The organism is Candidatus Pelagibacter giovannonii, from assembly GCF_012276695.1.
Classification (GTDB): domain Bacteria; phylum Pseudomonadota; class Alphaproteobacteria; order Pelagibacterales; family Pelagibacteraceae; genus Pelagibacter; species Pelagibacter giovannonii.
In genome coordinates, this window is sequence record NZ_CP038852.1 from 1,151,456 (window position 1) to 1,165,718 (window position 14,263).

Consider the following 14,263-nt stretch of genomic DNA (forward strand, 5'->3'; position numbering starts at 1 on the left):
AATTTATATGTTGATAGGTAGTTTTCTTAAAAATATTAAAAAAGAAGTTCGAAATCATCGGTTTGCTGGCCTTAGTTTTAATAGTGCAGATTGTAAAAAGGATTATATTTTTTTTGCAATTAAAGGGACAAAATCAGATGGAAATAAATTCATTGATCATGCAATTATAAAAGGTGCAAAAATAATTATTTCTGAACAAAAATTTGAAGGCATAAAAAATAAGGTATTATTTTTAAGATCAAAAAATGTTAGAAAATTATTATCAGAATTATCGTATAAAATAACAAAAAATAAACCCAAAAATTTAATTGCTGTAACAGGAACAAATGGAAAATCATCAATTGCAGATTTTTATTTTCAACTACTGAACTTAAGTAATAAAAAAGTAGCTTCTATTGGAACATTAGGAATTAGGACAAAAAATAATTTAAAGAATGTTTCTAATACCACATTAGATCCAATTGGATTAAGCAAAATATTAAATGATTTAAAAAAACAAAGAATTGACAATGTTATATTGGAAGCTTCTAGTCATGGACTAAAGCAAAATAGACTTGATGGCTTGAAATTTAATACTGCAATTTTTACAAATTTATCTCATGATCATTTAGATTATCACAAAACATTTAATGATTATCTTAAATCAAAATTATATCTATTTGAGAAACTATTGAAACCTAGAGGAAGCATCATTACCGATAGTCAAATTCCAGAATATAAAAATTTAAAAAAAATATCACTAAATAATAAATTTAATCTTCAGGTTTTATCAAAAAGTAATAATGGAATAGACATTTATTCACATAAATTTAAAGATGATAAACAAATAATTGAAATTACACACAATCAAAAAAATTATAAATTGCAGACAGATTTAATTGGTAGAATTCAATTAAAAAACTTATTCATGGCAATGCTTGCTGCTAAAAAAAGTAATTTAAAATTTGATAAAATAGTGAAATTGGCTTCAAGTGTAAAATCAGTAAGTGGTAGATTTGAAAAAATTGGAACTTTAAAAAATAAATCAAAAGTTATTTTAGATTATGCTCATACACCTGATGCATTAAATGCTTGTTTGTCTAATTTGAAAGAACAATTTGAAAATAAAAGAATTTTCATTGTATTTGGATGTGGTGGTAATAGAGATAAAGACAAAAGACCCATGATGGGAAAAATAGCCAATCAATACTGTGACAGAGTTTATTTAACTGACGATAATCCAAGAAATGAAAATCCACAAAAAATAAGATTAGCTATTAAAAAAACCATTGATAAATCAAAAATTTTTGAGATTGCAAGTAGGTCTAAGGCTATTCATAAGGCTATATCTGATTTAAATACTGGTGATATTCTAGTTATTGCAGGCAAAGGTCATGAACAGATGCAAGATTATGGAAAGTTTGTAAATAAATTTTCTGACAGGTTGGAAATACTACACAATATTAAATTAAAAAATAAAATTCTTTCAACTAATCTTAAAATAAATATTTTAAAAGAGATTAGCAACTCTCCACAAATTAATTCAAATATAAAAATAAACAATGCATCAATTAATTCTAAAACAATAAATAAAAATGACATATTCTTTGCAATAAAAGGAAATAATAAAGATGGAAATTCATATGTTAACGAAGCCTTCCAAAATGGTGCATCATTAATAATAGCTAACAATCAAAAAAAATCTAAAAAAAAAATTATAGTAGATAATACGTTGCAGCTTTTAACAGAGGCCTCATTAAAACTAAGAGAAAATTTATCTAGTAAAATTATATCTATAACGGGTAGTTGCGGAAAAACTTCCCTTAAAGAATTGTTAGGAAAAACTTTAAGCAAGATTAGTAATGTAACTTATTCACCAAAATCTTTTAATAATAAATTTGGAGTACCGTTAAGTTTATTTAATCTAAGAGAAAATGATGAATTTGGTGTTTTTGAAATTGGAATGGATAAAAAAGGTGAGATTGATTATTTATCAAAAATTATTAAACCTGATGTTGGTGTTATTACAAATATTTCCTATGCACATATTAAGAATTTTAAAAACATTCATCAAGTAGCACTAGCAAAGTCAGAAATTATTAATAATATAAAAATTAATGGATTTCTTGTTTTAAACAAAGATGATAAATTTTATAATTTACATAAAAAGATTGCTAAGAAAAAAAAGATAAATATTCTTTCATTTGGTTTAAAAAATAAATCAGCAGATATTTTTTTAAAAAAAATAGTTAAAGAAAAATCTAAATATAAGATATTTGTAAATATTAATAAAAAACAAACTTATTTTTATGTAAGATCAATTTTTGAAAATAATTTAAAAAACTTATTAGCGGCAATTGCAATTATATCAATTTATAAAGATACACGAAAATTAGATAAAAATATATTTTTTGATTATGAGATAACAAAAGGCCGAGGAGATATAATAAAAATAAGATTAAATAAAAAAAGTATTTTTATTGTAGACGAAAGCTATAACTCTAATCCTTTATCATTAAAATCTGCTATAAAAAATTTTGATGAATTAAAAATTGATAACACTAAAAAAAAATTAATACTGGGTGATATGCTGGAGTTAGGAAATTATTCAAAGAAGCTACACTTAGAGATTGGTAAAGATATTAATAAAACTTCTCTTAAAAATATTAATGTAATGGGCAAACATATTTTATATACTTATAAAAACCTTGATAAACACCGTAGAGGGGTTACTTTGAAAGATAATTCTAAAATAATTGATTTGATAAAAAATGATTTAAATAATAATGATTATTTAATGATTAAGGGTTCAAACTCTACTGGACTTAACAATCTAGTTAAAAAATTAAAAACTGGTAAGTTTAATGCTTTATAGTCTCATTACTCAATTAATTGACCAATATAGTTTTCTAAATGTATTTAAGTATTTAACATTTAGAACGGGGCTTGCAATGTTTACATCAATGTTTGTGGTTTTATTAATAGGCACTCCTTTTATTAAATTTTTTTCAGCAAGAAAAATCTTAAATCCAATAAGAGATGATGGTCCTACTGAACATATAGTTAAGAAAATTGGAACACCAACAATGGGGGTGTTTTAATTTTACTTGGACTATTTTCAGGAATATTACTTTGGGGTGATCTATCAAATTATCATATATGGTTTTTGTTATTTATTGTTACAGGATTTGGGCTATTAGGTGCATATGATGATTATAAAAAAATTAAGTTTAAAAATTCATCCGGTGTTTCATTTAAATTTAAAATTATTTCTCAAATTTTAATAGCCTTTGTTGGAATTTTTGGTTTAACTCAATTATCTCAAAATATTGAACTTACAAACTTATATTTTCCTTTTTTTAAAAATTTAATTATTAATCTTGGCTGGTTTTTTATTCCATTTTCTATTTTTATAATTGTTGGATCCTCCAATGCAGTTAATTTAACAGATGGTTTAGATGGCTTAGCAACAGTGCCGGTGATATTAGTGGCAGCATGTTTTGCATTTATTAGCTACGTAACTGGTAATATTGTATTTTCAGAATATTTAAATATTCCCTATCTTGTAGGTATGGGAGAAGTCTCAGTTTTTTGTGGATCAATCATAGGAGCTTGTTTAGGATTTTTATGGTTTAATGCACCACCTGCTAAAATATTTATGGGTGATACTGGCTCATTAGCATTAGGTGGATCTTTAGGGGCAATTGGTATTATTACTAAACATGAGATTGTTTTAGCAATAACAGGTGGGTTATTTGTACTAGAAGCTGTGTCAGTTATAATTCAAGTATTTTCATTCAAATTAACAGGTAAAAGAATTTTTAGAATGGCACCTATACACCATCATTTTGAAAAAAAAGGTTGGGCAGAATCAACAGTTGTAATTAGATTTTGGATTATATCAATAATTTTAGCAATGATTGGATTAGCGACATTAAAACTTAGATAATGTTAAATCTAGAAAAAAACTTTTTAAAAAAAAGAATATTGATTTATGGTCTAGGTAAAAGTGGTCTATCCACTTATAGTTTTTTAAAAAAAAGTAATGCTATTAGTTTATTTGATGATCAAATAATTGCTAAAAAAAAAATCAAAGATTCCAACACAACATATAAAGAAATAACTAAAAAAGAATTTGACTATATTATAATTAGTCCAGGTATAGACATTAATAATTGCAAATTAAGTAGATTTTTAAAAAAAAATCATAAAAAAATCTATACAGATTTAGACATTTTTTATAGTCGATATGCTTTTAATCAAAAAATAACTATTACAGGTACAAATGGAAAATCAACTACTGCTAAGCTTTTGTACGATATATTAAAAGATCAAAAAAAAGATGTTCGTTTAGTTGGCAACATAGGTAATCCAATTTTACTGGAAAAAAAGATCAAAAAAGACACTATATTTGTAATTGAGGCTTCATCTTATCAACTAGAATATAGTAAGCTATTTAAGACAAATATATCTATAATCTTAAATATTACACCAGATCACCTTGAAAGACACAAGACTATAAACAAATATGTAGGTGCTAAATTTAAATTAATAAAAAATCAATCTAAAAATGATATTGCAATTTTAAATACAAGAAATTTTTACATTAAAAGAGAATTAAAGAACAAAAAATTTGCACCATCAATTCTGAAAATAGGAAAATATACAAGTGATAAGTTTATTAAAAAAATTGATAATTATTATTTTGATACAGATGGTAATAAAGAAAATTTGACATTTGTACTGAAGGTTTCAAAGCTATTAAATTTGAAAAATAACCTGCTTTTAAAAACATTAAAAAGTTTTAAAGGTTTAAGTTTTAGACAAGAAATAATTCATAATTCTAAATTTTTAAAAGTTATTAACGATTCTAAAGCAACAAGCTTTTCTTCATCAGATAAATTATTAAGATCATTAAAAAATATTTATTGGATAATGGGTGGTTTACCTAAAAAGGGAGATAAATTTTTACTTAAAAAAAATGATTGTAAAAATATTAAGTTATACATTTTTGGGCAAAATCAAAATTTTTTTATTAATCAATTAAAAAATAAGATGGAATTTCAATCATTTTTAAATTTAAAAACTTTAATGGCTAAAATTTTTTTAGATATTAAAAATGAAAATAATTTTATTAAAAAGACAATTCTTTTTAGCCCGGCATCTGCATCATTTGATAGTTTCAGAAACTTTGAAGAAAGAGGAAAACATTTTAATAAACTTATAAAAAAATATATAAAATGATAAATATTAGTTCGCTCAACTCAATGTATTATAACTGGTGGAAAAATATAGATAAAACGATTTTTTTATTAATAATATTTTTATTTAGTTTAGGTTTATTTTTTTCTTTAGTTTCAACTTCATTAATTGCTTCTGATAAATTAGATACAAATAATTATTTTTTCTTTTTTAAGCATCTGACTTATATTTTTATTGGGTTGGCAACTTTAGTATTTTTCTCTTCTTTAAGTGAAAAGAATCTTTTTAGAATTTCTATTTATCTTTTTTTTGTTACTTTATTTCTATTATTTTTAGTTCCAATTTTTGGTACTGAAGTTAAAGGATCAAAAAGATGGTTGAATTTTTTTTTTCTTCCTCAATTTCAACCAATTGAACTACTAAAACCATTTATAATTATTTTTGTAGCAACAATTTTGTGTAGTGAAAAAAATTATAATATCTATATTAAGTATTTATTGACTATTATTGCTATTATTCCAACTTGCTTACTATTAATAATGCAGCCCGACATCGGTCAAACGTTGTTGGTATTTTTATCTTGGGCAATATTAGTTTTCGTATCTGGCATAAATCTACTATTTATTTTAATATTTATAAGTTTTGCTATTTTAACGTTGCTGTATGTGGTTTTTTTTATCCCAAAATTTATTTATATAAAAAGTCGTATTCTATCTTTCTTTAACCCTGATGCAGGAACCCATAATTTTCAATCTGATAAGGCTATAGAGGCAATCAGCAGTGGAGGGTTCTTTGGTAAAGGAATAGGAGAAGGTACCTTAAAAACAAGAGTTCCAGAGGCTCATACTGATTATATAGTTTCAGTTATCTCTGAGGAGTTTGGTGTTATTGCAATAATATTGTTATTAATCTTATTTTTATTTTTTGTTTACTCTGTTTTTAAAAAAATTTATTTAGGAAAAAGTGAAAAAATTAAATTAGTGCTAACTGGAGCAATAAGTCTAATAATTTTTCAAGCATTAATACATCTTGGGGTAAATATAAGACTATTTCCCACAACGGGAATGACATTACCATTTTTAAGTTATGGGGGCTCTTCAATTGTAGGAGTTTCTATATTATCTGGAATAATTTTAAATTTAACAAAAAGAAAAATTGATTAGATGAATAAAAAAATACTAATTAGCACCGGTGGATCAGGAGGCCATGTTATACCTGCAACTATAATATATAAACACTTAGAGAATAATTTTGATGTTTATATGACATCTGACATTAGGGGTGTCAAATTTTTAAACAAAGATGAGTACAATTTAAAAATATTTAATGTAAGGCCAATTTCAAAAAATTTATTAATAATGCTATTTAATTTTCTTTTAATGATAATTTTGATTTTTAAATCTATTTTTTTCTTAAGAAAAAATAAAATTAATATATTAATTTCGACAGGTGGATATATGTCACTACCTCTATGCATAGGTGCTAAAATTTTAAATATTAAGCTGCTGTTATTTGAACCAAATATGGTTTTAGGTAGATCAAACAAATTCTTTATAAGTTACTGTCAAAAAATATTTTGTTATTCTAATAATGTCAAAAAATTTCCCATTAAACTTAAAAATAAAATTAAAGTAATTCCAGCATTATTAAGAAAAAATTTTTATGATAAGAGGGATAGTAATATCACATTAGATACAATTAATTTACTTATAATAGGTGGCAGTCAAGGAGCTAAAATATTTGATGATTTAGTTAAAAATGCAATTATTGAATTATCTAAAAAATATAAACTAAAAATTTATCAACAAACTAGTTCTATTAACTTTGAAAGTTTTAAAAAAACTTATGAAAATAACAATATTAATTGTGAATTATTCAATTTTAATGATGATATTATAAATTTTATGCATAAAACAGATTTATGCATCACTAGAGCAGGTGCATCAACATTAGCTGAGTTAAATTTTACTGAGGTTCCGTATTTAGCAATACCTTTGCCGACAGCAAAAGATAACCATCAATTCGAAAATGCTTATTTTTATAATAAACTTGGCTTCAATTGGTTGCTAAATCAAAAAGAAATAGATGAGAAAATATTACTCAATAAACTAATTAATATTATTGATAATAAAGAAGAATATCTTGCAAAAAAAAAGAACATGAAAGATTTTAACTATGAAAACACATGGAATAATATAAATCAGAAAATTATATCTGTTATTAATGAAAATTGAATTAGCTAAAACTGAAATTATACATTTTGTTGGTATAGGGGGTATTGGAATGAGTGGCCTTGCACTCATTATGAAAAGAATGGGTTTTAATGTCCAGGGTAGCGACGTCCTTTCAAATAAGAATATTGAAAGATTAAAAAAAGATAAGATCAAAATTACAATTAGCCATACTAAAAAAAATATAGCAAAAGCAACAATTCTTGTCATCTCATCAGCTATTAAAAATAATAACCCTGAATTAATTGAAGCCAAACTAAAACAATTACCTATTTATAAAAGAGGAGAGATGTTGGCAAATATAGTCTCTTTAACAAAAAATATAGTTGTTACAGGTTCACATGGAAAAACAACAACCACTTCTCTATTAGCCTCAATATTTTCAAAGACAAAATTAGACCCTACAATTATTAACGGCGGTGTCCTTAATGCAATAAAAAATTCTGCAAAACTAGGTAAAAGTGATTGGTGTATATTAGAAGCTGATGAGTCAGACGGTAGCTTTATACATGTGCCACCAACTTATTCTATAGTAACAAATATTGATCGTGAGCATATGGATTTTTATAATTCAATGAAAGATCTTAAAGAATTATTTATTAAATTTATCAATAAAGTCCCTTCGTTTGGGAAGTGTTTTATTTGTATAGATGACAAAAATAATAAAGATTTATTAAGTAAATTAAAAATGAAGAACTATTATACATATGGAATTGACCATAAATCACATTTCTGTATTAAAAATATAAAACATGAAAAAGAATATTCTCAATATGATCTTGCTATAAATTTGCCCGGAAAAAAGAATTTAACTATAAGAAAAATTAAATTACCATTATTAGGAATTCATAATATTAGAAACTCTACTGCAGCAATAGCTGTGGCATTAACAATTGGAATATCACAAAATATAATCAAAAAAGGAATAAATGAATTTAAGGGTGTTCAAAGAAGATTTAATAAAATTTTTACATATAGAGAAACTAATTTTTATGATGATTATGCCCATCATCCAACTGAAATTAGAGAAGTATTAAACGGTGTGCGAGCTGCTTATAAAAAGGAAGAAGTGATTTGCATATTTCAACCGCACAGAATTTCCAGATTAAAAGATCTTAAAAAAGAATTCAGCTTATCATTTAAAAAAGCTGATGTTGTAATATTATGCCCCATATATACAGCTGGAGAAAAAATAAAATTAGGTTTTAAATATAATAATTTTGCAAAAGATATTATTAAAAATTCAAAAGTACGATTGTTTATGGTTGAAGATCAGTACCAGCTAGCAAAATTTATTAAAAATACTATTTTTGGTAAAAAGATAGTTGTTGGTATGGGTGCTGGTACAATCTCAGCATGGATGAGACAATTACCAGAATTAATCAAATGAGCATTAAAGAAATAAGAAAATTTTCGAATGAAATTAGTAGTAAGATTGACTTTGACTATGATTTAAAAAAAAGTAATTGGTTTAATATTGGTGGACAAACCAAAGTTTACTTTAGACCAGATAGCTTGCCTGACTTAATTTTGTTTTTAAAAAAATTTGGAGAAAAAGAAAAAATACATATTTTAGGTGCGGGCTCAAACACTCTTATTAGTGATGAAAAATTTGATGGTGTTGTTATCAAGTTAGGAAAAAATTTTTCCAATATCTCTATATTACCAAATGATGTCGTCATAGCTGGCAGTGCCTGCCCTGATAAAAAGCTTTCTGATTTTGCACTGAATAATGGAATAGGTGGATTTGAATTTTTAGCGTGCATACCTGGTACTATAGGTGGTGGATTAAAGATGAATGCTGGATGTTTTAATAAAGAGTTTAAAGATGTGCTAGTATCAATCCAAGCAATTGATACAAATGGACAGGTTTTAACAATACCAGCGAGTAAAGTTATATTCAAATACCGAAGCAATGATTTAAAAGAGGACTTAATTTTTTTAAGTGCATCGTTTAAAGGAACAAAAAAAAATAAAGAAGAAATTGAAAAAGAAGTCTTAGAATTAAAGAAAAAGAAAGATAATGCACAACCAACAAAATTAAAAACAAGTGGTAGCACATTCAAGAATCCAATTGATCAAACTGATAAAAAGGTTTGGGAGTTGATAAAAGATTCTGTACCACTAGATATAAGCTTTGGAGATGCTCACATTTCAAATAAACACTATAATTTTTTTGTAAATAAAAATAATGCTAGCTTTGAGGATATGAATAAATTAATTGAATTTGTTAAGACAAGTGTAGAAAAAAAAACTGGAGTAGTACTAGAAAAAGAAATTAAAATTTTAAAATAAAATGAAAAAAAAAATCTTAATATTATCTGGTGGCATATCTAAGGAACGGTTAATTAGCTTAGATACTGGAAAGCAAGTTGCCAAAGAGTTAACCAAAAATGGATATAAAGTTTTAATTAGTGAGCCTGATAAAAATCTATCAAAGAATATTACTTCATTTAAACCAGATGTTATTTTTAATGCACTACACGGACAATTTGGTGAGGATGGATACATTCAAGCAATTTTAGAGACTAAAAAAATTCCATATACACACTCAGGTGTAATTGCATCATCAATAGCAATGGATAAAGAAATTTCAAAAAAAATTTTTATAAAAAAAAAAATCCTAACTCCAAAATATATTAAATTTAATCATAAAAAAAATAAATTTAATATTATAAAATTAATTGAAAAAAATTTAAAATTCCCTGTAGTAGCAAAACCTATAAATGAAGGGTCAAGCGTTCATGTGTATATTTGTGATAAGACCAATATAATAAAAAATCTAAAAGCTTTAAGAGGCTATAATGAAATATTAATTGAGGAATTTATACCAGGCAGAGAAATCCAAGTTGCAATAATGGATAATAAAATACTCGGTGCAATTGAACTTGAGCCTAAAAGAAAGTTTTATGATTATGAGGCAAAATATAATTTAAACGCTATGACCAAGCACCTAATTCCTGTAGATTTGAGCAAAAATAATCTAGCTAAAATTAGTGGCATAGCAAGAGAAGCTCACAAAATTATAGGCTGTAAAGGTGTTACTAGATCAGACTTTAAATTTTTTAATGGGAAATTTTATTTGCTAGAGATAAATACTCAGCCGGGAATGACTAAACTTTCTTTGGTCCCTGAGATAGCAAAATATAAGGGTATAAGCTTTATAAAATTAATTGAATGGATTCTAAAAGATGCATCAATCAATAGGTAAAAAAAATAAGATAATAATTTATTTATTATTTTTATTCATTTTAAGCACTACCAGTGCAAAATTTATAAACGATAAAAAAAAATTATCTTCATTAATAGCTAAAATAAACATTACAGGTCTTTCTGAGAGAAAAAATTTAGAGATCTTAAATAACCTTAATAACCTTTTATACAGAAGTATATTTGTCATTAGAGAAGATGAAATAAGAAAGATTTTAAAAAAACATAATATTATACAAGAGTTTAGTATAAAAAAAATTTACCCATCAACACTTAATATTGAAATTAAACCAACTAAATTTATTGCTCGAGTTTCTAATAATGGTCAATACCTAGTAGGTGCTAATGGCAAATTAATTGAAGACAAAAATAACAATGAATTACTTCCATATATCTTTGGTGAATTTAATTCTCTTAATTTTTTGTCATTTAAACAGAATATTGAAAAATCCATATTTTCTTTTTCAAATTTAAAAACATTATATTTTTTTCCATCTGGAAGGTGGGATATTTTAACTGATAACGATATTTTGATTAAGCTACCACAAGAACATATTATAGCGTCATTAAATTTATCTAAGAAGCTTATAGATAATGATAATTTTAAAGATAATAAACTTATTGATTTGAGGGTAAAAAATCATTTAGTTACTAAGTAATGAGTGATAAAAAATTTCAAACAATAATTGACTGTGGCTTTTCAAAAATAAGAGCAGGTACATTTAATGACGAAGGTACGAACAACCCTTTTTTTATTGAGAGTAATTTTTATACAGATCAATCGAATTTTAAATTAAAAATTCAAAAAATTGTTGCATCATTAGAAAAATCCACAAACGAATATATTGATAATATAGATTTGATGGTAGATAGTTCAAAAATGATCTCTGTTGCAATTTCTGTATTTAAAAAAATTGAAGAACTGAAATTAAGACAAGATGATATTTTATTTTTAATTCAAGAAGCGAAACAGCAAATAAAAAAATATTATTCAGATTATAATATTGTACACATAATTATAAATAATTATAAAATTGATAATGTTGATTATTCTGAGCTACCAGATGAAATTGATTGCCAATTTATATCACTTGATATTATTTTTATCTGCCTTCCAAGTGAGCTAGTGCTTAGCTTTAAAAATATTTTTTCAGAATTAAATATATCAATTAATCAAATAATTTGTTCTAGTTATGCAAAATCTATCAATTATAAAAATAATTTAGATTTAGTGGGGGAGGTGTCCTTCATTGATATTGGTTTTAAAAAAACATCAATTATTTCTTTCTACAATGATAAATTAATTTTTTTCGACGCTTTGCCAATAGGTGGAAATCATATTACTAAAGATATTTCTCTACTTTTAAAGATCGATATTAACGAAGCGGAAAAACTTAAATTAAATTTTGAAAAAAATAACTCACAAGCTGATAATCCAAGTTTTTCTTTGGAAATGCTGCAAAAAATAGCTTTTGCTAGAACAGAAGAAATTTTGGAATTATGTGATAAATCTCTTGCCTCAAATACGAAGATAAAAACCCAATCTAAGATCATACTGATGGGAGAAGGATCAAAAATTTTAGATAATAAATTTAAAGATAAAATTTCATTTGCTAAAGATATTGATTTTTTAGAGGAAACTCTAGGAGATGTTTGTCAGTCTGGTTACAAACTAAGAAAAATATATGACAAACAAGAGGTTGTAGTTGTGCCAAAAAAACAAATAAAACAGGGTTTTTTTGAAAAACTTTTTCACTTTTTCAAATAGACTAGTATTTTCTTGTAACATTTGTTGTTTTTCTAAATTTAAATCAATTATTTATAAGAATAATAATGTCTGTTCTTAATCAAAAAACTATCAATAGAGATATTACCTTTAAAGGTGTTGGGCTTCATAGTGGAGGAAATGTAACTATGACGGTTAAGCCAGCAAAACCAAATTCAGGGATTCTTTTTAAAAGAATAGATATAAAAGAAAATAATATAATAGTTCCAAACATTTTTAATGTTAGTAGTGCAGTATTTTGCACAACCATAGCAAATGAAAGTGGAGTTAGTATATCAACAATAGAGCATTTAATGGGAGCATTATATGGCTTAGGAATTGATAATGCGTTGGTAGAGATTGACAATCAGGAAGTTCCAATTCTTGATGGATCAGCAAAACTTTTTATTGAAGAAATATCCAAAGCTGGAATAAAAAATAGTGAAGCACCAATAAAAATAATTAAGATTGAAAAAAGAATTGAATTAAATGATGGTAAAAAAACAATTTCTATAGAACCAAGCAAGGTTAGTTTGGATATAGATTTTGAACTAAAATATGAAAATAGTTTAATTGGAACACAAAGAAATTTTGTAAATGTATTTGAGTCAGATTTGACTGATATTTATAATTCAAGAACCTTCTGTCTTTTTGAAGATATTGAAAAGCTAAAAGAAATGGGATTAGCTCAAGGTGGTAGCCTTGAGAATGCAATAGTTGTTAAGAACAATGAAATTTTAAATGAAGAAGGCCTTAGAAATAAAAAAGAATTTGTAAACCATAAGATTTTAGATTGTATGGGAGATTTATATCTAGCTGGTTATAAAATAATAGGAAAGGTTGTTTGTTCTCAGGGAGGACACAAATTAACTAACCAATTATTGAGGCAAGTTTTTCAACAAGATGAAAATTTTTCATTAATAGAAATTACAGAAAAACATTTGCCAAATACCTTCATAAATAAGAGTCACCTAAGATCTATTGCTTAAAAAATAGAGTTTTATTCATAATCTGTTAGAATAAGAAAATGCTTTCAAAATTAAAAATTATACTTCTTTTAATCACATTTATCTTTATTTGGTCTTGTGGAGATAAAACAAAAAAAATATCTGAGATTGAAGAAGTAGATATGGAAATGCAAATGTCTAGTGCATACAAGGAGGGGTATTTTGAACTTCAAAGAGGAGATGCTTTGTTAGCAGCTAAAAAATTTAATGAGGCTGAGTTGTTATTTCCACAGTCACCCTGGGCAGCAAAATCTGCAATTATGGCAGCTTATGCGTATTATACTCAAGATTATTACAGCGATGTAATTTTCGAGTTAGAAAGATATTTAGTAACATATCCAAATCATAAAGATAAAGTTTATGCACATTTTCTTCTAGGTATGAGTTTTTACGAACAAATAGTTGATGAAAAAAAAGACTTAAAATCAATATTAGACTCCAAGGAGCAATTTGAAACTATAATTAGAGATTACTCTAGTACAGAATTTGCCATTGATGCTAAATTTAAATTAGATTTAATTAATGAAGTTTTGGCTTCAAAAGAGATGTATATAGCTAGATATTATTTAAAAAAAACTAAGTGGATCCCAGCATTAAATCGATTTAAGACAGTTGTTAAAGATTACAATACAACTATTTATACAGAAGAAGCTCTCCATAGATTGGTTGAAATTAATTATAGACTTGGATTGATAGATGAGTCAAAAAAATATGCAAACACACTAGGGTATAATTACCAATCTTCTGATTGGTATAAAAATTCCTATAAAGTATTTAATAAAAATTATAGAGATGGAGTAAAAGAATTACAAAAAGATAAAAAGAAAAAAATAGGGCTAATAAAAAGATTTAAGGGATTGTTCGAGTAA

11 protein-coding genes and 1 pseudogene are annotated in these 14,263 nt (G+C 25.3%); all 12 read left to right on the forward strand.

The annotated features are described in order from the left end of the window. Positions 1-7: 7 nt before the first annotated feature. The 12 genes and pseudogenes from murF (at position 8) to E5R92_RS06310 (ending at position 14,263) form a co-directional block, all read left to right on the forward strand. Entirely contained in the window at positions 8-2,854 is a 2,847-nt protein-coding gene (gene murF / locus E5R92_RS06255; protein WP_168607229.1) for a bifunctional UDP-N-acetylmuramoyl-L-alanyl-D-glutamate--2,6-diaminopimelate ligase MurE/UDP-N-acetylmuramoyl-tripeptide--D-alanyl-D-alanine ligase MurF, read from the forward strand. Continuing rightward, positions 2,844-3,928 (forward strand): annotated as a pseudogene (mraY, locus tag E5R92_RS06260) (phospho-N-acetylmuramoyl-pentapeptide-transferase). The gene murF and the pseudogene mraY overlap by 11 nt, the downstream one beginning before the upstream one ends. After that, a complete protein-coding gene (gene murD / locus E5R92_RS06265; protein ID WP_168607230.1) occupies positions 3,928-5,223 on the forward strand; it encodes a UDP-N-acetylmuramoyl-L-alanine--D-glutamate ligase in 1,296 nt (431 codons plus the stop codon). Before mraY ends, murD begins: the two are co-directional and overlap by 1 nt. Beyond that, positions 5,220-6,344 (forward strand): FtsW/RodA/SpoVE family cell cycle protein, encoded by a 1,125-nt coding sequence (locus tag E5R92_RS06270; RefSeq protein ID WP_168607231.1) that lies wholly within the window; start codon positions 5,220-5,222, stop codon positions 6,342-6,344. The genes murD and E5R92_RS06270 overlap by 4 nt, the downstream gene beginning before the upstream one ends. Next, positions 6,345-7,415: a UDP-N-acetylglucosamine--N-acetylmuramyl-(pentapeptide) pyrophosphoryl-undecaprenol N-acetylglucosamine transferase gene (locus tag E5R92_RS06275; protein ID WP_168607232.1), complete on the forward strand. Its 1,071-nt coding sequence runs from the start codon at positions 6,345-6,347 to the stop codon at positions 7,413-7,415. Next, complete coding sequence (gene murC / locus E5R92_RS06280; protein WP_168607233.1) at positions 7,405-8,802, forward strand: UDP-N-acetylmuramate--L-alanine ligase; 1,398 nt, start codon at positions 7,405-7,407, stop codon at positions 8,800-8,802. Before E5R92_RS06275 ends, murC begins: the two co-directional genes overlap by 11 nt. Beyond that, positions 8,799-9,707, forward strand: coding sequence for a UDP-N-acetylmuramate dehydrogenase (murB, locus tag E5R92_RS06285; RefSeq protein ID WP_174823070.1), 909 nt, complete (start codon positions 8,799-8,801; stop codon positions 9,705-9,707). Before murC ends, murB begins: the two co-directional genes overlap by 4 nt. A gap of 1 nt (position 9,708) precedes the next feature. Next, positions 9,709-10,623: a D-alanine--D-alanine ligase gene (locus E5R92_RS06290; protein ID WP_168607235.1), complete on the forward strand. Its 915-nt coding sequence runs from the start codon at positions 9,709-9,711 to the stop codon at positions 10,621-10,623. Beyond that, positions 10,604-11,281, forward strand: coding sequence for a cell division protein FtsQ/DivIB (locus tag E5R92_RS06295; protein ID WP_168607236.1), 678 nt, complete (start codon positions 10,604-10,606; stop codon positions 11,279-11,281). Before E5R92_RS06290 ends, E5R92_RS06295 begins: the two co-directional genes overlap by 20 nt. After that, a complete protein-coding gene (locus E5R92_RS06300; RefSeq protein ID WP_168607237.1) occupies positions 11,281-12,390 on the forward strand; it encodes a cell division FtsA domain-containing protein in 1,110 nt (369 codons plus the stop codon). The genes E5R92_RS06295 and E5R92_RS06300 overlap by 1 nt, the downstream gene beginning before the upstream one ends. Before the next feature lie 65 nt (positions 12,391-12,455). After that, positions 12,456-13,376: a UDP-3-O-acyl-N-acetylglucosamine deacetylase gene (gene lpxC, locus E5R92_RS06305; protein ID WP_168607238.1), complete on the forward strand. Its 921-nt coding sequence runs from the start codon at positions 12,456-12,458 to the stop codon at positions 13,374-13,376. 38 nt (positions 13,377-13,414) lie between these two features. Beyond that, on the forward strand, positions 13,415-14,263 hold the full coding sequence (locus E5R92_RS06310; protein ID WP_168607239.1) for an outer membrane protein assembly factor BamD: 849 nt from the start codon (positions 13,415-13,417) through the stop codon (positions 14,261-14,263).

Coding starts and splice junctions, on each gene's coding strand:
- E5R92_RS06290 (WP_168607235.1), top strand. CDS start 9,709: ATGAAAAAAAAAATCTTAATATTATCTGGTGGCATATCTAAGGAACGG.
- murC (WP_168607233.1), top strand. CDS start 7,405: ATGAAAATTGAATTAGCTAAAACTGAAATTATACATTTTGTTGGTATA.
- E5R92_RS06300 (WP_168607237.1), top strand. CDS start 11,281: ATGAGTGATAAAAAATTTCAAACAATAATTGACTGTGGCTTTTCAAAA.
- murF (WP_168607229.1), top strand. CDS start 8: ATGTTGATAGGTAGTTTTCTTAAAAATATTAAAAAAGAAGTTCGAAAT.
- murB (WP_174823070.1), top strand. CDS start 8,799: ATGAGCATTAAAGAAATAAGAAAATTTTCGAATGAAATTAGTAGTAAG.
- E5R92_RS06310 (WP_168607239.1), top strand. CDS start 13,415: ATGCTTTCAAAATTAAAAATTATACTTCTTTTAATCACATTTATCTTT.
- lpxC (WP_168607238.1), top strand. CDS start 12,456: ATGTCTGTTCTTAATCAAAAAACTATCAATAGAGATATTACCTTTAAA.
- murD (WP_168607230.1), top strand. CDS start 3,928: ATGTTAAATCTAGAAAAAAACTTTTTAAAAAAAAGAATATTGATTTAT.
- E5R92_RS06275 (WP_168607232.1), top strand. CDS start 6,345: ATGAATAAAAAAATACTAATTAGCACCGGTGGATCAGGAGGCCATGTT.
- E5R92_RS06295 (WP_168607236.1), top strand. CDS start 10,604: ATGCATCAATCAATAGGTAAAAAAAATAAGATAATAATTTATTTATTA.
- E5R92_RS06270 (WP_168607231.1), top strand. CDS start 5,220: ATGATAAATATTAGTTCGCTCAACTCAATGTATTATAACTGGTGGAAA.